The organism is Streptococcus sp. IMAU 99161 (genome assembly GCF_014435245.1).
Classification (GTDB): Bacteria; Bacillota; Bacilli; order Lactobacillales; family Streptococcaceae; genus Streptococcus; species Streptococcus lactarius.
The window spans coordinates 116791-136697 of the sequence record NZ_JAAPAW010000004.1; the positions used below are offsets into that span (position 1 = coordinate 116791).

Consider the following 19907-nt stretch of genomic DNA (forward strand, 5'->3'; position numbering starts at 1 on the left):
AATTCGATTTCGTCGTCCCACCTCCGCACAGTTGAGTAGGACTGTAAAAGCTGATGAAATCAGCGTAGTAGAGCCCACTCAACCACTGCGTCTTGCTAGACAATCCAAAGACAATTGAGAGGCTAGGACTTTTGTCCCAGCCTCTTTCAGTGCCAATTTAACTAGGCTTGATTATCTTTCTTAGGGTTGCTCATCACCCGTGTGAAGAAGTCTTTACATTTATCTTTTAGAACTTTTTCGTAGAAGACGAGTAAAGCGATGTACACAATTATAAAGTTCAAGGTTAGATAGAACACGTCAAATGAATTGCGTGCATAATGACAAGCCGACTGATAAGAGTTCAGCGCTCCTAGAATCACCCAAGGAAGATACTTGACATACTTGTGTACCATCCTACAGCACCCCGCTTCCTTTAAAAGATATGTTTTTCACTTTTATTGTAGTCTTTTTAAGTAAAAATGCAAGCGATTACATCTATAAAAATTAAAAACCAATGCTATTTGGCATTGGTTAGTTTTCTGCTTTGGGCTTGTTGGTAGGAATGGTAGAGTTTCAAGACGACAGATCCGCTAGCCATCCCGATCGAGATGACCAAGGCCAGAATGACAACCAGTGTGACGCTCGTAACAGCTTGGCGGTATTGACCACTGACAAAGAAAGAGGTGGTCCGATAGGAAATATATCCAGGGACCAAGGGGGCAAGAATGGCCAGCATAAAGACGACAACAGGGGTCTTGTAAACGATACTTAAAATCTGACTGATACAGGAACCCGCAATGGCTGCGATAAAGGTAGCAACGATGACATTGGTAGGACCCTTTAAGACATAGTAGAGCAACCAAATGCTCATGCCCAATACACCACCAGGGATGAGCATGGAACGTTGGACATTTAAGACAATTAAAAAGGTGATGATGGCAATCAAACTAGCCACCGCTTGGATAAAGAAATCTGTTAGGTTCATCATGTTATTTCATAAGGACGAGGGCGACAGTGGTACCGGCACCGAGAGCAAGGGTAATGAGCAATGTTTCAAAAAGCTTACTCATTCCAGAGTTGAGGTGATTGTTCATGAGATCTCGGACAGCATTGGTCATTGCAATTCCAGGAACGAACGGCATGACGCAACCTGCAATAATTAGGTCCGTATTAGAGGGAAGCCCACTATAGCGCGCCCAAATATGGGCCAAAAAACCAAAGATAAAGGCAGCAGCAAAGGCAGTTACAAAGGGAATGCGAACGTATTTCTCCACTACAAGAGAGAAAGCAAAGGCAAAAATTGTGGCGATTCCTGCCCCAATCGCATCATAGAAATTTCCACCAAACATGATGGAAAAAAATGGAGCACTCAAGGTTGCTGCAAGGGTCAATTGCAGATTGGTATATGGAACCGGTTTGCTCTTTAAGTGGAGTAGGGCTTGGTAAGCCTCTTCAAGATTGATTTGACCAGACACTAATTGACGAGAAATTTGATTGACATCACAGACCTTTTCGATATTGTAATTGGTCCGCAAAATCCGTTTCATCCGCGTGATATTGGCATTTTCAATTGAAAAGAAAATAGCAACTGGCATTGCTAAGGCATTGCAATCAGTGATCCCTTGAGAGTGAGCAATACGGATCATAGTATCCTCAACCCGGTGGATCTCAGAGCCACTTTCCAACAGAAGGGTTCCTGCCATCATCAGGACATCGATCACTTGGTTGATCTCTTTTGACTCTTCCATAATTTCCTTCTTACTAAATAATCTGCTTCTATTATAGCAAAAAAGAACGAGAGACAGAACTAAAATTTTGCAATTCTAGTGTGTTTCTTGTCCTTGATTTTTTTGAATGTTTCATAAGAAAATGCTTTAACTGATGTGATGGTGTTGGACGGTAATATCCTGGACGAGAAGGATTGCTAAAAAGAGCAAAGCAATCATGCTAAAGAGCCAGATAGTGAGAAATATAAAGGTTAAAAACATAAGATCACCCCTTCTAGATTCTTTACAAGATCACTATAACACTTAAAGAAAACGCTGTCAAAGACTTATGTGTAGGAGAAAAAACTCTTTCAATATTCTGAATTGTCTTGAGAAAGACTGTTCGAGCTACACCAAAAAACCAGCCGTTTCCGACTGGTTTTTAGAATCTAGTTGAATCTTAGCTCAATGAATCATCCATTGAAAGAACTTCGTGGAAGACACGTTGTGTCAATTCAGTTTTTTGTTCTGGAGTAAGGTATTTGGTGTTTACACAGTATCCAGAGATACGAACGATAACATCTTCACCATTCATGATCTTGTCATAGACATCTTTAAGGTCCATAACGTTCAAGTTACAGTGTTGACCACCGTTTTCAAAGTAACCATCAAGGATTGTTACCAAGTTGTCTACTTGTTCGTCACGAGTCTTACCAAGTGCACGAGGAGATACTTGAGTAGTGAGTGAGATACCATCAGCTGCGTAACCAAAGTCAAGGCTAGCAAGTGAGTTCAAGTTTTGCAACCATCCACCACGAGCTTTGTTAGATGGGTTAGCACCTGGAGAGAAGAATTCCAATTTGCTAGTGTTCACAGAACCATCTTCGTTGAGGTATACCCCTTTGTGGACTGGTGAGTTACCAGTTTGTTTAGAGTAAGCAACGTTTGAAGTGATGGTAAGAAGTGATACAGTAGCTTCAGCATCTTTGTAAAGTTTGTGGCTGCGAAGACGAGTAGTGTAAGCTTCGATCAACCATTCTGCCAATTCGTTAGAACGAGGATCATCTTCACCCCAACGTGGGTATTCACCGATTGTTTCGTAGTCGTAGATGTAGCCATCTTCGTCACGGATAGGTTTAACGGTAGCGTATTTAATGGCTGACAATGTATCAACAGTGTTAGCAAATCCACAGATACCGAATCCCATGTTCGCACGTTGGTGAGTTGGCAAGAAGGCCATTTGAACTGCTTCGTAGTTGTACTTATCAGTCATGTAGTGGATGATGTTCAAAGCATCTACGTAAGTATCAGTCAACCAGTCAAGTGATTTTTCGAAGTTTGCTTTAACAGATTCGAATTCAAGAACTTCGTCGCGGATTGGTTCGATGTCAAATACTTTGTAGTCTTTATGAACGTCATCGTAACCACCGTTTAAGCCAGTAAGAAGAGCTTTAAGCACGTTTACACGAGCACCGAAGTACTGGATGTTGTGGCGTTGTTCTTCGTTTTCTGGGTCAAGTGGAGATACACAACATGAGATACAGCTCATTTCACCGTATCCATCTTTAGCCATTGTTGTTACACCTTCGTATTGGATAGAAGAGTGTTTGTGGCTCATGTGCATACAGTAGCGACGGAAGCTATATGGCAATTTGTCAGTCCAAAGAACGGTCAAGTTTGGTTCTGGAGAGTTACCGATGTTATCCAATGTGTTCAAGAAACGGTAGTCCATTTTAGTAACACGGTGACGACCGTCGCTACCCATACCAGCCATAGAAGTTGTGATAAAGGTTGGGTCACCTGAATACAATTCATCGTAAGCTTTTGTACGAGCAAATTTAACAGTACGCAATTTCATAACGAAATCGTCAACGAATTCTTGGATTTCTGATTCAGTGTAAGTACCGCGAGCCAAGTCACGTTCTGCGTAGATATCCAAAACGATTGGAACACGTCCAAGAGAAGTAGCAGCACCGTTGATGACACGGCAGACAGCCATGAAGGCGATGTTTGTCCATTGGATCGCTTCTTTTGTATCGAAGGCAGGACGACGAACGTCTACACCATAAAGGTCACCCAAGCGAACAACTTCTTTCAAAGCTTGGTATTGAAGGTTTACTTCTTCACGAAGGCGGATTGATTCTTCATCGATTTCAGTGATAGAGTTCCAGTCGCTTGCTTTTTCAGCCATCAAGTAGTCAGCACCGTAAAGAGCCAAACGAGCGTAAACCCCAATGATACGTCCACGAGAGTATGCATCTGGAAGACCAGTTACAGTGTGAGCGTGGCGGGCACGACGAATATTTGTAGTGTAAGCACGGAAGATACCATCGTTTACAGTAGTCACATATTTAGTGAAGATTTCATGAACAGCTGGATCTGGTTCGTATCCATTTTCTTTCAAAGTAGTTTCTGCCATACGGATACCACCTTTTGGCATGAAGTTCAACTTGAAGAGTTCATCGTTTTGGATACCAAAGATCACTTCGTTTTCTTTGTCGATGTAACCAGCATCAATATCAGCGATAGATGTTGGACGGTTGTCGTATGGGAAACGAGTAGCTTCATAGTGAGCTTTTGTTTCTTCTACGATTTTTTTAATATGAAGAGAACGTTCAGTTGGTCCAGCAAGGAAACTTTCATCACCATCATATGGTGTGTAGTTAGCTTGAACGAAGCGAGAAACGCTTGCTTTCTCTTTCCAATCTTCTCCTTTGAAGCCTTCCCAGGCTTTGTCAAAAATATCTTGTGCTTCAACGACTGTTTTAACAACCATTTGTTTTTCCTCTATTGTCTTTCTAGCAACTGTATCTGTTGCATTTACACTAGTAGTATACCACACAGTAACCGGTTTCACAAAGGGAAGTTGCGAAATAAAAGAGATTCTTTTATAATACAGTTTTTAAAATGTACTAAATCTGTACTATATTTTTGAAAAACAGCTAAGGACTTTCAAAAAATGATCTATTTTTCTGTGGAGATCCGATTTTTGCAATTCCAAAAGTTTCTTCTTATAATAGAAGAAGGAGGATGAAAAATGCTGATATTTCCATTAATGAATGATACCAGCCGCAAGATTATTCATATTGATATGGATGCATTTTTTGCTGCGGTCGAAGAAAGAGACAACCCTAGTTTAAAGGGGAAACCTGTCGTGATCGGCCAGGATCCTCGTCAGTCAGGAGGGAGAGGCGTAGTCTCAACCTGTAACTATGAAGCTAGGAAATATGGAATTCACTCGGCCATGAGTTCCAAAGAAGCGCTGGACCTTTGTCCCCAAGCCGTCTTTATCTCTGGGAATTATGAGAAATACCGAGAAGTAGGTGAGCAGGTCCGTGAGATTTTTAGGCGCTATACGGATCTGATCGAGCCGATGAGTATTGATGAAGCTTATCTGGATGTGACGGAAAATAAAATCCAGAGCAAATCAGCTGTCAAAATTGCTCGCTTGATTCAGCATGCTATCTGGGAAGAGTTGCATCTCACAGCTTCAGCGGGTGTTTCTTATAATAAGTTCTTAGCCAAGATGGCGAGTGACTATCAAAAACCCCATGGGCTTACGGTGGTCTTGCCTGAGGATGCAGAGGATTTCCTAAGCCAGATGGACATTGCCAAATTTCATGGGGTAGGAAAGAAGACAGTGGAGCGACTGCATGAGATGGGGGTCTATACTGGTGCGGATCTTTTAGCCATCCCGGAGATGACTTTGATTGATCGGTTTGGGCGCTTTGGCTATGATCTCTTTCGCAAGGCGCGAGGGATTCACAATAGCCCGGTTAAGAGTCATCGGATCCGCAAGTCAATTGGAAAAGAGCGGACCTACCGCAAGCTCCTCTATGGAGAAGAAGATGTTCTAGAAGAAATTGCTAATCTTTCCAGCAAGGTAGCCCAATCGCTGGAAAAACATGGCAAGCAAGGAAAGACCTTGGTCTTAAAAGTGCGTTATGGAGATTTTACTACCTTGACGAAGCGTCTCACCTTGACAGAGCCAACACGAGATGGAGATCGCATCAACCGATCTGCTCGCCACATTTACCAAGAAATCGCATCAACAAATCAGGGAATCCGCCTCTTGGGGGTCACCATGACCAACTTTGTTGATCATACTGAACTGCCTCTGGTAGAAGAAGAAAAAGACAACTAGTCTATTCACTAGTCGTCTTTTTTTATGTCAAAAAAGGCTGCAATCTCTTCTTCTGTTAGTCCAATCATAGGCGAGATGGTGTGGAGATTGTCTTCTGTCAGTCGATAGACAGTAGGTTTAGACGTCTCTGCTTTCGTTTCAACAGTCCCTTCCTTGCTTTTTGTGGATTTAACTGTAGGGGAAGCTGTTGCAATGGATGAAGAGGAGTCCTTGCTGACTGTATGTCCGTCCAGGTCCTTGAAGCGTTCAACCAAATAGGTCTTGCGCGCAGTGCCAGTATTTTTAGTGGCGTAATCAAAGGCGCTGTATTCCCCTAAAAGAATGAGCTTGCTCTTAGAGCGCGTGATGGCTGTATAGATCAAATTGCGCTGCAACATGCGATGGCTTTGATTGGTAATGGGTAAAATCACCACAGGAAACTCGCTTCCTTGTGATTTGTGAATACTCATAGCATAGGCTAGGCGAATCTTGTACCATTCATTGCGTGGGTAGACGACTTCATTGCCGTCAAATTGGATGGTCAATTCATCTTGCTTGGATTCTGTATATTTACCTGGAAGAAGGTCAGTGATGTAGCCGATGTCTCCATTAAAAACATTACTTTCCGCATCATTGACCAGGTGGATGACCTTATCCCCATCTCGATATTGGCAGTCCGGCGTGTCAAAGACAACCTGATCTTTGACAGCTGGATTGAGAAGGTCTTGCATGAGCGAATTGATATTGTCAATGCCAGCCTGCCCCTTGTACATGGGTGCCAAGACTTGGATATCCCGAGCAGGGATCTGGCTGCGAAGAGCAGCTGAAGTGATCTGCTCAATCATTTTAGGAATATGTTCGCTTGCGGCTTCGAAATAAGAGCGGTCAGCTTTTCGTTCTGTGAAGTCTTGAGGAAGTTTCCCTTGACGGATTTCACCCGCAAGTGAGACAATGGTCGAATCTTCACTCTGACGAAAAATATGTTCGAGTTTGGTCTGAGGGATGCTTGGAATCTGCAAGAGATCCGCTAGGACCTGTCCAGGACTGACGGATGGTAATTGGTCGGCATCTCCCACAATCAAGAGTTTGGTATCGGTTGCGATATTGCTGAGCAATTGATTGGCCAGCCAGGTATCGACCATGGAAAACTCATCCACAATGATGAAATCTGCATCTAGATAGTCCTCTAAGTGGCTGGTATCATCGTCTCCTGTCATGCCCAAATGACGGTGGATAGTGGCGCTTGGAAGCCCTGTTAGCTCATTCATACGTCTTGCTGCCCGACCAGTTGGCGCAGCAAGCAGGATTGGCAGGTCTTTTTTCTTCCGAAGATCCAGCTGGTGGAGCTGGGCATAGACACTGATCATCCCATTGATAACAGTGGTTTTTCCAGTTCCAGGTCCCCCAGTGAGGATAAAGACCTTGTTTTGAATGGCTTGGTGAATCGCTTCTTTTTGGATGTCATCGTAGTGGATCCCCAGATCATTTTCAACCTGCTCAATTGCCTGGTTGATTTTCTCAGGGTCAAACGAAGTTTTTTTACCTTTCTCCAGCAATCGACCAATATGACTGCGAATGCCTTCTTCCGCAAAGAAGAGACTGTTGTCAAAGATCTTGGTGTCTACGTTTTGGACCTTATCTTCCTCGATGAGGCCTCCCAATTCTTGGGCAACAGTTGCTGGATCTAACTCTACAGGCCTTGCGGATTCCAAAAGGTCAATGGCATAGCGCAAGAGATCCTTGGCTTCGATATAGGTGTTTCCCGTCTCGATAGAGTAGCTAAAGAGACTGTGAATCAGACCTGCACGGAAACGCTCGGGGGCGTCACTTGCAATCCCCAACTCTTCAGCCAGTTGGTCCGCGATTTTAAAGCCCAACCCTTGGATATCTTCGACCAATTGGTAAGGATGATGCTCCACGATTTGGAGCGTTTCTTCTTTGTAGTAATCTTGGATCTGAAAGGCCAATTTATTGGGAATGCCATAATTAGCGAGCTGAGCGAGGATGCGCTCTGTTCCGTAATTTTGCCGGAGTTTCTCTATAAAAGCTAGGCGGTTTCTCTTGGAGAGACCTGTGATTTCTTCTAATTTTTCAGGGGCCTCTAAGATTTTGTCAATGGTTTCGTCTCCATAGAGATCGACGATCTTTTGGGCCGTTTTGAGACCAATTCCTTTGAAGTGATCGCTGGAAAAATATTTCACCAAGCCCTTGCTAGAGGGTTTAGCACGTTCATAACAACTGATCTTGAGCTGCTCACCATATTTAGGATGTTGGACCAGCTCACCCCAGAAGGTATAGTCTTCACCTTCCATGATATCTGCCATGGTGCCCGTCACAATAATCTCAAAATCATCAAAGTCTTCGGCATCGGTATCGCTAATGTCGAGCAGGAGGATTCGAAAAAAACTACTGGGATTTTCAAAAATAATGCGCTCAATAGTACCAGAAAAATAATATTCCATCATTTCTTTCCTTTTTATAAACCAAGGCTGGGACATACTTGTCTCAGCCTCAGTCTGTTGATCTATACTAATAAGTTTTGAAAGGGTAGATAGGCCATAGTCTAAAGACGGCTTGCCCTTTGATTTGTTCTTTCTTGAAAGCTCCGACCTGACGGCTATCTTTTGAAACGATACGGTCATCTCCAAGCAAGAGGTATTCATTATCGAGCAATTTCAAGGTGAATGTTGTATTGCCATCCTTGTCTACCGTGAAGGCTTGGGCTGTATTGGCCAATTGACGGAAGAGTTCGCCATTTTCTTCAAAGCCTTTTCCAGTGTAGGTGGATTGCAATTTATCTTTTTTGAAGCGGGCAATGTAGTTTTTCAAATAAGGCTCGTCGGTCTTTTTCCCGTTGATGTAGAGCGTATCATTGTCGTATTGGATGGTATCTCCAGGAAGACCGATGACCCGTTTGACAATGTCTTTGGACTTCCCATTGTCATCTTTTTCATTGGCAACGACAATATCGAATCGATCAATCGAGAGATGGTTAACCACAAGGAGGTATTCGCTATCAGCTAGAGTCGGATCCATCGAATGGCCGTCTACCTTAACAGGAGCCCACAGAAAAATACGGGAGGCAACGATGAGGCCAACAATGATGCTAAACAAGCCCCATTCTTTCAGGAATCTCACCACGGGTGAGCTCGATTTGTGTTTTGAACTTCTTTTTGACATAACTTATCTTTCTAGTAATTTCTTTGCTTTTTCAGTATTTTTAAAATGGAGTTTGGCACAATAATCCAGTGCTTTCATCCCATAGGTCTGGATCAATCGAGCAGCTACTTGATCAGACTTAGCTCCTGCCCCGCTAGGGAGATTAAAGCCCAGTTCCTTGCCCAGATCTTCCAGGTTTTGAAGAAAGAGATTGCGAGCGATGATGGAGCTAACCGCAACAGCCAAATACTTGCCTTCTGCTTTTTCCTCCAGATCAATGGCTTGTGTGACTTGATTTTTCTCAGCCTTCACATATTTTTGGTAGTTTTTTGCAGTCGTAAAGGCATCGATCACAATGCGTTTAGGCTGGATCCCTTTGTTTAAGAGTAGATAGATGGCCTGATTGTGTAGGGCAACCTTGACCGAAACCGCATTGTAGCCAGAAGCAATCACTTCATTGTACTTCTTTGGAGACAATAAGAGTGCTTGGTGCTGGATATTTTCCTCAAGCAGAGGAGCCAATTGCTGAATTTTTCGATCGTCCAAGGTTTTTGAGTCCCCAACACCCAGTTTTCGAAGCCAGTCCTGCTGGTCTGGAGTGACAAAAGATGCAACAACGGTAAGCCCACCAAAATAAGAGCCGTTTCCAACCTCGTCAGTTCCGATTATGGCTAGATCTGCTCGACCAGCTACAGGGCTGTCACTTGCTGCTTTGCTAGTATCTTGCCCGAAAAAGGCCAAATAAGGAGTCAGATCATTGCCTTGAAGCAAGACTTTTCCAGACTTGTAGATCGAAACGGTCGCACCCTCTAGTCGAAAGAAGTAGTCCATATGAGGGTTCTTGCTTTGAGCAAGAGAGGTACGATAGGTCTGGACAAAATCAAGGATTTGCTCCTGTGTTGGAGTGAGTGTCATACTTTCCATAACTTCTATTGTACCACAAATTCAAAGAGAGAGGGAGCAAAATAAAGAAGAAATCGTAAGGAAAATCCTTGTGAAGAGGGCCTTTGCTACTGACAAAGCTAGCCTTTTTTGGTATAATACCGTGAGGTGATTTTTATGGCGAGCTTAAATAGATATAAATTTACATTTGGAAACAAAGTGCTCACTTTAACAACCAACCATGATAATTTGTTTATGGAAGAAGTCGAACGTGTAGCAAAAGAAAAATACCAAGCAATTAAAGAACAAATGCCAGAGGCTGATGATGAAACCATCGCCATCTTATTGGCAGTAAACAGTTTGTCGATGCAGTTAAATCGCGAGATTGAATTTGACGACAAAGAAAAAGAATTAGATGATTTTCGTCGCAAAGCTTTAGACGATTTAAAAGACAAATCATCCAAATAAGAGGAGATACATGTTAACTTTCTTAATCTTATTGATTTTGGCATGGAGCTTTTATATTGGGTATGCAAGAGGCATCATCCTTCAGTCCTATTACTTTCTAGTGACCTTGGTAGCCATGCTGATTGCAGCAGGTAGTTACAAGGGACTGGCCAAGGTTTTGTCGTTGTGGGTTCCTTTTTCGAGTCCCACCCAGCAATCGGTCAATTATTTTTATGCCAACCGCTACCTGTTTCAATTAGATGACATCTTTTATGCGGGTTTGGCTTATGTGTTGATTTTTGCGCTGGTTTATTTGATCGGCCGCGTGATTGGAATCTTTATGCACTTGGTTCCCCAGCCAGAAAAATTGGAGGATCGCAAGTATCAAATTGGTGCGGGTGTGATTGCTGTTGTGATCACCCTCTTGGTCATCCAGATGGGCTTGACGGTGCTCTCAACTATTCCGATGCCGACTATCCAAAACAGACTTAATGCAAGCGGATTGGTCCGCTTGATTATCCTACATACCCCGATCAGTTCAAGCATTTTCCACAATTTGTGGGTAACGGCGATTATCGGGGCTTAAGGACGATGACAGAAAGAAAGGAGTGAGACAAGTCCGACTCTAGGAAGGACGCTCACTTTTTTTGTAGGAGAAACATGAACAAGAAAATCTTATCTATTTTAGAATTTGACAAGGTCAAGCAGCTCTTTGAACCCTATCTACAGACAGAGCAAGGGGAGATGGAGCTGGCTGCTCTAGCTCCAACTGATAAACAAGAAAATATCGAAACGGCTTTTAAGGAGCTAGAAGATATGGAGCAAATCCTTATGGAAGAGCCTCGCTTTGCCGTATCGACCATCCAAGACGTTCGTGCTGTGACCAAGCGCTTAGAGATGGAAGCGGCTCTCAATATCGATGAATTGCTTTCGCTAAAAGCTGTCCTTCGAGTCACACATGAACTTAAGGATTTCTACGATAACTTGGAAAATGTCCGTCTGGAAAGGCTCGATCGGCTCTTTGATAACTTGGTGGATCTGCCACGCTTACAAGGCGGACTTCAAGCCATCAACGAAGGAGGCTTTGTCGAGTCTTTTGCCAGTGAAAAATTGGCTAAAATCCGTCGCCGAATCCAGGAAAATGAGCACCAGGTCAGAGAGATTCTCCAAGAACTACTGAAGAGCAAGTCCGATATGTTGGTGGATGCTGTAGTTGCCAGCCGGAATGGACGCAATGTTCTACCGGTCAAAAATACCTATCGCAACCGGATTGCAGGGGTGGTCCACGATATCTCTGCCAGTGGGAATACTGTTTATATCGAGCCACGTGCAGTGGTCAATCTGAACGAAGAAATTGCCAACCATCGCGCAGATGAGCGCTATGAAATCATTCAGATTTTGGAAGAATTATCTGATACCCTGCGTCCTCATGCAGCAGAGATTGCCAATAATGCCTGGATTATCGGCCACTTGGACTTGATCAAGGCCAAGTATCGGTTTATGCGCGATTTCCAGGCAGTGGTTCCAGAAGTGACCAGTAATCGCTCCGTTCAGCTCTTGCAACTGCGTCATCCCTTGATTGAGAATGCCGTCGCAAATGACCTGCATTTCACCGAGGATTTGACAGAAATCGTGATTACCGGTCCCAATACAGGGGGAAAAACCATCATGCTAAAAACGCTGGGATTGGCGCAAATTATGGCCCAGTCCGGTCTTCCCATCCTAGCGGATCCAGGCAGTCGCGTGGGTATCTTCTCACAGGTTTTTGCGGATATTGGCGACGAACAATCCATTGAGCAGAGCTTGTCGACCTTCTCCAGTCATATGACTAATATTGTGTCTATTTTAAATCAAGTGGACACAGCCTCCTTGATCCTTCTGGATGAGTTGGGCGCTGGAACGGATCCCCAAGAGGGGGCGGGTCTTGCCATCGCCATCTTAGAAGACCTGCGCTTACGCGGAATTAAGACCATGGCGACGACCCACTATCCAGAGCTCAAGGCTTATGGGATTGAGACTACCGGAGTGCAAAATGCCAGCATGGAGTTTGATACAGCGAGTCTGCGTCCGACCTATCGCTTCATGCAAGGAGTCCCTGGTCGTTCCAATGCCTTTGAGATCGCTCGCCGATTGGGCTTGTCTGAGACCATTATCCAGGATGCTATGAACATGACCAATACCGATAATGATGTCAATCAGATTATTGAAAAATTAGAGGCACAGACTTTAGAGAGTCGCAAGCGCTTGGATACCATCCAAGAAGTGGAGCAAGAAAATCTCAAATTCAATCGTGCTCTTCGAAAACTCTATAACGAATTGACTCGGGAGAGAGAAACAGAGCTTAACAAGGCGAGAGAAGAGGCCAAGGAAATTGTGGACATGGCCCTTTCAGAGAGTGATCGGATTCTTCAAGGCCTTCACGCTAAATCTCAGTTGAAACCGCATGAGATCATTGAAGCCAAGGCTCAGTTGAAAAAACTAGCTCCTGAGACTGTCGATCTTTCTAAAAACAAGGTCTTGAAAAAAGCCAAGAAGGCGCGTGCTCCTAAGGTAGGAGATGAGATCCTGGTTATCAGCTATGGCCAACGCGGAAGCCTGGTCAAACAGCTCAAAGATGGCCGCTGGGAGGCGCAAGTCGGCTTGATTAAGATGACCTTGGAAGAAAAAGAATTCAACCTTATCAAGGTTGAAAAAGAAGCGGCTCAACCTAAGAAACGCCAGGTCAATGTTGTCAAACGCTCGAACACCAGTGGCCCCAGAGCGCGTCTGGACCTCCGTGGGAAACGCTACGAAGAGGCCATGCAAGAGCTAGATGGCTTTATCGATCAGGCTCTTCTGAACAACATGGCCCAAGTCGATATTATTCACGGAATTGGGACAGGGGTTATCCGTGAAGGGGTAACCAAATACCTCCGCCGCAACAAGCATGTCAAGAGTTTTGAATATGCCCCACAAAATGCAGGTGGAAGCGGCGCAACCATTGTCACGTTTAAAGGCTAAGTTAAGCCCTAGCTTTTCATTTGCTAGGGTTTAGAATGTAGACAAAATTTTTTAAAGGGTAATAAGTCATGGAACTTCTTCGAAGTTCGCTGACGTCCGTACTCACCTAAGGAAAGTTTCTAAGAAAACTTTTTCTTCAATCAGAATCTAGCTGTTTATCGGCTAGGTCTTTTAATCCTTCGAAAAATGGAACTGATTAAAAAACATTGAGGTTGGGACAAAAGTCCTAGCCTCTCAATTGTCTTTGAATTGTCGAGCAAGACGCAGTGGTTGAGTGCTCAAAGCACTGCTTTGAGGTGACGGATAGAACTTGCGAAGCAAGTATCCTAAGTCTTTGTTCGCTTTTTAAGATTCAAAGATGCCCTATATTGACGGAAATTATGTTTCCTTTATCTGCAACCTTCAACAGTCTCCCAGACTGTTGAAGCTGTGCGGAGGTGGGACGACGAAATCGAATTCTAACGAATGACCGATTTCTGTCCCACTCTCAATCGGATTTTCAGTAGGTCCTGTTTTTTAAAAGTGCTATAATAGAGGCAATGAATAATTTTGGAGGATAGGTATGCGGAAACGTGAAAGTGCAGATTCATGTACAACAATTTTAGTCGGAAAACATGCTAGCTATGATGGTTCAACCATTGTAGCACGGACAGAGGATTCTCAAAATGGTGTCTTTACGCCCAAGAAATATATTGTGGTGAAACCAGAAGATCAACCCCGCCATTACAAATCGGTTTTGTCCACTTTTGAAATTGACTTGCCAGACAATCCGGTTCGCTATACAGCTGTTCCAGATGCCATTCCCAAAGACGGAATCTGGGGAGAAGCTGGGATCAATGTCTATAATGTAGCCATGAGTGAGACCGAGACCATTACGACCAATAGCCGTGTGTTAGGGGCAGATCCTCTTGTAGCGAGTGGGATCGGTGAAGAAGATATGCTGACCTTGGTCTTGCCTTATGTCAAGACAGCCCGTGAAGGGGTCTTGCGTCTTGGAAAGCTCTTGGAAGAGTATGGAACTTATGAATCTAACGGGATTGCAATTTCAGATGTGAATGAAATCTGGTGGTTGGAAACCATCGGAGGTCACCACTGGATGGCGCGCCGTGTCCCAGATGATGCCTATGTGACCAACCCGAACCAACTGGGAAGTGATTATTTTGAATTTGGAAATCCAGACCAATTCCTTTGTGACCCGGATCTTGAACATTTTGTCTCAGAGCACCATTTGATTCTGGATCAAGAAGGCAAAGGGTTTAATCCACGCTATGCCTTTGGTAGCCAAAAAGACAAGGACCGCCACTACAATACACCGCGGGCTTGGGCCATCCAGCGTTTCCTTAATCCTGAAATTGAGCAGGATCCACGGAGCTTTGAGATTCCTTGGTGTCAAAAGCCCTATCGCAAGGTGACGATTGAAGATGTCAAATATGTCTTGAGTAATCACTACCAAGATACCCTCTACGATCCTTATGGACCGGAAGGAGACCAGGTGAGTCAGCGGACTTTTCGAACGATCGGGATCAATCGGACCAGCCAAACAGCGATTCTGCAATTGCGTCCCAATAAACCACAAGAAACGACAGGCATCCAATGGATTTCATACGGCTCCATGCCATACAACACAGCTGTTCCTTTCTTTACCCAAGTGGATACGACACCAGACTACTTTGCCAATACGACGGCTAAAGTAACAACGGATTCCTTCTATTGGGCCAACCGATTGATTGCAGGACTAGCTGACCCTCACTATGCTCATCATGTTGGGGATCTAGATGACTACCAAGAATCGACAATGGCTTGGGGACATGCACGCATCAATAAAGTCGATCGTGCCCTTGCAGCAGGTGAAACCGTTGATTTCGAGGCTGAAAACCAAGCTATGAGTGATCAAATTCAAGAAGCAACAGATCAGCTCTTGGACAAGATTTTACTAGATGCCAGCAACCTTATGACCAATCACTTCTCCTTGAGTGATTAAAAAACGAATCTTTTTCATAAAAAAGTCATTTATTTTCGGAAAATAGTTGACATTTTCATGAAAAAGACATAAAATAAGGGCAATTCAATACGACTGAATGAAGTTTGCAGGAATATCTATAACTGTGAATGGACGGAACTCTGGAGAGACCAGTCATGGCACCGAAGGGGCAAGGTAGATGGAACAGCTACTCAAACTCTCAGGTAAAAGGACAGAGCGAAAATGGGGAAAGCCCCTATTTTAGCAAACCAGAGTACATGTTTGACATGTGCTCTTTCTTTTTCACTTTTCAGTCGATCGGTCGATGAAAAAGGAGATAGAAAATGGATCATGCATTGCAGTTTTTTCAAAATCTAGACAATTTGGTATGGGGAGCTCCGCTGTTGGTGCTTCTGGTGGGGACGGGGATTTACCTGACCCTCCGTTTGGGCCTGCTTCAGATTCGCTATTTGCCCAAGGCTTTTCGGTTGATCTTTACGGAAGATAAAGGGCATGGGGATATTTCAAGCTTTGGAGCTCTTGCAACAGCCCTAGCAGCAACTGTCGGGACAGGAAATATTGTCGGGGTCGCAACTGCTATCCAGACGGGTGGACCAGGTGCCCTCTTTTGGATGTGGATGGCTGCTTTCTTTGGGATGGCCACTAAGTATGCAGAAGGTCTCTTAGCCATTAAATATCGGACCAAGGATGACAAGGGCTATATTTCAGGTGGTCCTATGTATTACATCTTGAATGGGATGGGTGAAAAATGGCGCCCGCTTGCAAGTTTCTTTGCCGTAGCAGGTGTTCTCGTAGCCCTCTTTGGGATTGGGACTATGACCCAGGTCAATTCCATTACAGCTTCTTTAAAAGCCAGTTTTGGTACCGCCCCTGAAGTTGCTAGTGTTGTGATTGCTTTGATTGTTTCTGCCATCATTTTTGGTGGGATTCACTGGATTTCAAAAGTCTCAGAAAAAGTGGTTCCCTTTATGGCTGCAGCCTATATTCTGGTCACCGTGATCATTATTTCCCTTCACGGGGATCAATTGCTTCCTGCTTTAAAAGCTGTCTTTTCAGGAGCCTTTACAGGGACAGCGGCCATGGGAGGATTTGCTGGTGCTACGGTCAAGATGGCCATCCAAAAAGGGGTGGCGCGTGGGGTCTTCTCTAATGAATCAGGTCTTGGATCTGCTCCGATTGCTGCAGCAGCAGCGAAGACCAATGAACCGGTCGAGCAGGGCCTAATCTCAATGACAGGGACCTTTATCGATACGATTATTATTTGTAGTTTGACAGGACTTTCGATCTTAGTATCTGGGGAATGGATGGCAAGTGGCAATTCCAATACGCTGACGCATGATACCTTTACAGGTGTTTTTGGACCGATAGGAGGGATTATCTTGACCCTTTGTCTAGTGCTTTTTGCCACGACCACCATCCTTGGCTGGTCTTATTACGGAGAACGGTGTTTCGAATTCCTCTTTGGCGTCAGACATATTAATCTCTATCGGATCTTCTTTGTATTGATGGTAGGACTTGGAGGCTTTCTCAAGTTGGATCTTGTCTGGGTCATCGCCGATATCGTAAATGGATTGATGGCTCTGCCAAACCTGATCGCCTTACTTGCTCTCTCACCGATTATCATCAAAGAAAGCAAACGCTACTTTAGAAAATAAACTGAGAGTAGGACAGAAATCGGTCATTCGTTAGAATTTGATTTCGTCGTCCCACCTCCGCACAGTTGAGTAGGGCTGTAAAAGCTGATGAAATCAGCCTAGTAGAGCCCACTCAACCACTGCGTCTTGCTCGACAATCCAAAAACAAGAAGAGGCTAGGACTTTTGTCCCAGCATCGTTTTGTAATGTGTCTATTGGTTTAATATCTTTTTTCTTTGGGCCAGCTGCTCATTTCGGCAATGGCGGTGAAGAGGACGTCGGTCGATGAATTGAGGGCTGTTTCACAGGAGTCTTGGAGGACACCGATGACAAATCCGACGCTGACGACTTGCATGGCCAAATCATTGGTAATTCCAAAAAGGCTACATGCAACGGGGATGAGAAGGAGAGATCCACCAGCCACTCCAGATGCTCCGCAGGCTGAGATCGCTGCTACGACACTAAGGACAAGTGCAGTCGCAAAGTCAACATGAATGTGTAAGGTATCCGCAGCAGCTAGTGTTAAGATATTGATGGTGACAGCGGCCCCAGCCATATTTACAGTTGAACCAAGTGGAATAGAGACAGAGTAGGTGTCTGGATTGAGCCCCAATTCTTCACAAAGACGCATGTTCACAGGGATGTTAGCGGCAGAGCTTCGGGTGAAGAAGGCCGTTACTCCGCTGACACGGAGGCATTTAAAGACAAGTGGGTAAGGATTCTTGCGAATCATCACAAAGACGATCAATGGGTTGACAACAAGGGCTACAAAAGCCATGGTCCCAATCAAAATGACGAGAAGGAGACCGTAGTTACTGAGGGCACTGAGACCTTTTCCTGAGATGGTCGTGTAGACCAAACCTAAAATTCCAAAAGGTGCCAGATTAATAATCCATTCTACGATCTTAGAAGTGATATCCGCTAGTGTTTGAAGGAGTTCCTTACTATGGTCGCTCGCCTCTCTCATGGCAATCCCAAAGACAGTCGCCCAAGAAAGGATCCCGATGTAGTTGGCCTGTTGTAGGGCGTTGACAGGGTTGTCGACCACTTTAAGTAAGAGGTTACTGATCACTTCGCCAATTCCATTTGGTCCAGTCCCTTTCGCGGCTTTTGTATTCAGATCAATTGTCACTGGGAAGAGGTAATTCACCATAACGGCGACAAAGGCTGCGGCAAAGGTTCCCAAGAGATAGAGAATGATGACCTTCTTCATATTGGTCTGGGTCCCTTTTTGGTGTTGGGAGAGGGAGTTTGCAACAAGAGCAAAGACCAAGAGGGGAGCAATCGCACGAAGACCTCCAACAAAGAACTCTCCTAAAATACCAATTCCAGATGCTTGAGGGAAAACCAGTGCCAGAATAACCCCGACGACGATCCCAATCGCAATCCGCTTCATGAGGTTGGTTTTATTCCAAGTAGCTAGTAAATGATGAATCATAAATGACCTCCTATGCAAATATTAAGAAATATTATACATTAGACAGCCTGCAAAAGCAATGTGTTTTAGAAAAAATGGCCTAAAATCCGAATATTTGGTATAATCAAAGTATTCAGAAATAGAAAGAGAACGGTATTCATGAGTCAAGTATTTCAACGGTATTTTCAAAACATCGACTGGACAAGAATCGCTGATGAAGTGATTTCTAAGTGTATTTCACTCCTTTTTGTCCTTCTTTTATTTTATATCGCCAAAAAGGTGATTCACAGCCTGGTCAAGAGGATTTTAGCTCCTTCCTTTAGATATGCTGGGCAGGATGAAGCACGCCAAAAAACCATTCTACGGTTGGTGGAGAGCCTCTTAAACTACTGTCTGTATTTCATCTTGATCTACTGGATTTTGTCGATTTTAGGTCTTCCAGTCTCGAGTTTGCTTGCCGGTGCGGGAATCGCTGGGGTCGCTATTGGGATGGGAGCCCAGGGTTTTCTTTCAGATTTGGTCAATGGATTTTTCATTCTTTTGGAAAGGCAGCTAGATGTAGGAGATAATGTTCGCCTGACCAACGGTTCTATCAAAATTGCTGGGATTGTCAGCAGTGTTGGGATTCGGACGACCCAGGTTCGCGATTTTGATGGGACACTCCACTTTGTTCCGAATCGGAATATTACCGTCGTCAGCAATCTTTCGCGCGGGGATATGCGCGTGCTGGTCGATATTCCACTGGATGCCAATACAGATCTTGACAAGATTTACCAAGTCATCACTCAGGTCAATCAAGCAGAGCAGGAAAACCATCCAGAAGTATTGACAGGTCCGACCATTATTGGACCGCAGATCGAAAAAAATGGTCGTTATTCTTTCCGCATTGCTATGACCGCTCAAAATGGTACCCAAACCACTGTCTACCACACTTATTATAAACTCTATCACGATGCTCTTATGGAAGCAGGCATCAATTTGCCAACTGGTAAAAATGGCCTAAACTAAAAGGGAGTGTGACAGAACGAATGTTGTAGAAGATTCGTTTTGTCGCATTCCCTTTTTTTGCTAGTTTTTCTATTTAAAATGACCATACTGATGGGTCAATGTTTTGACTTGGTCCCAGCTTTTGCGCGCTTCTGGTGGTAGGACCAGGATGTGCTGTCCAAGCATGGAGGTGATCTCAAGGTCAAGTGATTTGACCGGGAGGCTGACAGCGATAGTGCTTCTGGCATTGCGTAAATGCTCTAAACAATATTCAATATGGCTACAAGCCATGCTTGTTTGAGATTGGCGACTCGCTGCGATTTCTTGCCGCATTTGAGACAGCAATTTGATCAGTTCCGATTTGGTATGTTCAATGGAATAATATTCGTTTTGAGAGATTAGAAACATAAGCGCACCTCCTTGTGCTATAGTTTAATACTAATCTATTCAAAATGCAAGGGGGTAAAGTAAAAAAATAAAATTTTTTAAAAAAATTCAGGGCTCAAATCTTATCACGAATGATGGTCAAGATTTCCTTCTTTAACAATGGCTTTCCTCGCTTGAGACCGATTGCCCTAACAGAAATCAGTAG

16 protein-coding genes and 1 riboswitch are annotated in these 19907 nt (G+C 44.1%); of the genes, 7 read left to right on the top strand and 9 right to left on the bottom strand.

Going from position 1 to position 19907, the window contains the following annotated elements; translation table 11 throughout:
• Positions 1-161 precede the first annotated feature (161 nt).
• From HA044_RS01845 to pflB, 4 genes are all read right to left on the bottom strand, one after another.
• Positions 162-392 (bottom strand): hypothetical protein, encoded by a 231-nt coding sequence (locus HA044_RS01845; protein ID WP_187538730.1) that lies wholly within the window; start codon positions 390-392, stop codon positions 162-164.
• Between the two features lie 104 nt (positions 393-496).
• Positions 497-964, bottom strand: coding sequence for a threonine/serine exporter family protein (locus tag HA044_RS01850; protein WP_187538880.1), 468 nt, complete (start codon positions 962-964; stop codon positions 497-499).
• A gap of 4 nt (positions 965-968) precedes the next feature.
• Entirely contained in the window at positions 969-1727 is a 759-nt protein-coding gene (locus HA044_RS01855) for a threonine/serine exporter family protein (protein WP_187538731.1), read from the bottom strand.
• A 418-nt stretch (positions 1728-2145) separates the two neighbouring features.
• The gene (gene pflB, locus HA044_RS01860) at positions 2146-4461 is read right to left on the bottom strand and encodes a formate C-acetyltransferase (protein WP_187538733.1); all 2316 of its coding nucleotides are present in this window, start codon (positions 4459-4461) and stop codon (positions 2146-2148) included.
• A gap of 261 nt (positions 4462-4722) precedes the next feature.
• Between pflB and dinB the strand changes: the two genes are divergently transcribed.
• Positions 4723-5829 carry a DNA polymerase IV gene (gene dinB, locus HA044_RS01865; RefSeq protein ID WP_187538735.1) on the top strand — a complete coding sequence of 369 codons (1107 nt, stop codon included), beginning with the start codon at positions 4723-4725 and terminating at the stop codon, positions 5827-5829.
• Positions 5830-5837: 8 nt separating this feature from the next.
• On the opposite strand, the gene HA044_RS01870 is transcribed toward dinB, so the two are convergent.
• From HA044_RS01870 to rnhC, 3 genes are all read right to left on the bottom strand, one after another.
• A complete protein-coding gene (locus tag HA044_RS01870) occupies positions 5838-8270 on the bottom strand; it encodes an ATP-dependent RecD-like DNA helicase (protein WP_187538882.1) in 2433 nt (810 codons plus the stop codon).
• Positions 8271-8337: 67 nt separating this feature from the next.
• Positions 8338-8988, bottom strand: a complete 651-nt coding sequence (lepB, locus tag HA044_RS01875; protein WP_187538737.1) for a signal peptidase I — start codon at positions 8986-8988, stop codon at positions 8338-8340.
• Positions 8989-8991: 3 nt separating this feature from the next.
• Entirely contained in the window at positions 8992-9891 is a 900-nt protein-coding gene (gene rnhC, locus HA044_RS01880; RefSeq protein WP_187538739.1) for a ribonuclease HIII, read from the bottom strand.
• 135 nt (positions 9892-10026) lie between these two features.
• Here rnhC and HA044_RS01885 point away from each other — a divergent pair, with 135 nt between their 5' ends.
• The 5 genes from HA044_RS01885 to HA044_RS01905 all read left to right on the top strand — a co-directional run bounded on the left by HA044_RS01885 (position 10027) and on the right by HA044_RS01905 (position 16932).
• Positions 10027-10317 (top strand): hypothetical protein, encoded by a 291-nt coding sequence (locus HA044_RS01885; protein ID WP_187538741.1) that lies wholly within the window; start codon positions 10027-10029, stop codon positions 10315-10317.
• A gap of 10 nt (positions 10318-10327) precedes the next feature.
• Positions 10328-10882, top strand: a complete 555-nt coding sequence (locus HA044_RS01890) for a CvpA family protein (protein ID WP_187538743.1) — start codon at positions 10328-10330, stop codon at positions 10880-10882.
• A gap of 74 nt (positions 10883-10956) precedes the next feature.
• Positions 10957-13296 (top strand): endonuclease MutS2, encoded by a 2340-nt coding sequence (locus tag HA044_RS01895; RefSeq protein ID WP_187538745.1) that lies wholly within the window; start codon positions 10957-10959, stop codon positions 13294-13296.
• Between the two features lie 562 nt (positions 13297-13858).
• Positions 13859-15277, top strand: a complete 1419-nt coding sequence (locus HA044_RS01900; RefSeq protein ID WP_187538747.1) for a C69 family dipeptidase — start codon at positions 13859-13861, stop codon at positions 15275-15277.
• A gap of 130 nt (positions 15278-15407) precedes the next feature.
• Positions 15408-15502: riboswitch (glycine riboswitch) on the top strand.
• A 98-nt stretch (positions 15503-15600) separates the two neighbouring features.
• On the top strand, positions 15601-16932 hold the full coding sequence (locus HA044_RS01905; protein ID WP_187538749.1) for a sodium:alanine symporter family protein: 1332 nt from the start codon (positions 15601-15603) through the stop codon (positions 16930-16932).
• 199 nt (positions 16933-17131) lie between these two features.
• Here the strand turns inward: HA044_RS01905 and sstT are convergent, their stop codons facing one another.
• Entirely contained in the window at positions 17132-18349 is a 1218-nt protein-coding gene (sstT, locus tag HA044_RS01910; RefSeq protein ID WP_187538751.1) for a serine/threonine transporter SstT, read from the bottom strand.
• 138 nt (positions 18350-18487) lie between these two features.
• Between sstT and HA044_RS01915 the strand changes: the two genes are divergently transcribed.
• The gene (locus tag HA044_RS01915) at positions 18488-19336 is read left to right on the top strand and encodes a mechanosensitive ion channel family protein (protein ID WP_187538753.1); all 849 of its coding nucleotides are present in this window, start codon (positions 18488-18490) and stop codon (positions 19334-19336) included.
• Between the two features lie 69 nt (positions 19337-19405).
• Here HA044_RS01915 and HA044_RS01920 read toward each other — a convergent pair whose 3' ends face one another.
• Positions 19406-19723, bottom strand: a complete 318-nt coding sequence (locus tag HA044_RS01920; protein ID WP_187538755.1) for a hypothetical protein — start codon at positions 19721-19723, stop codon at positions 19406-19408.
• Positions 19724-19907: the final 184 nt, after the last annotated feature.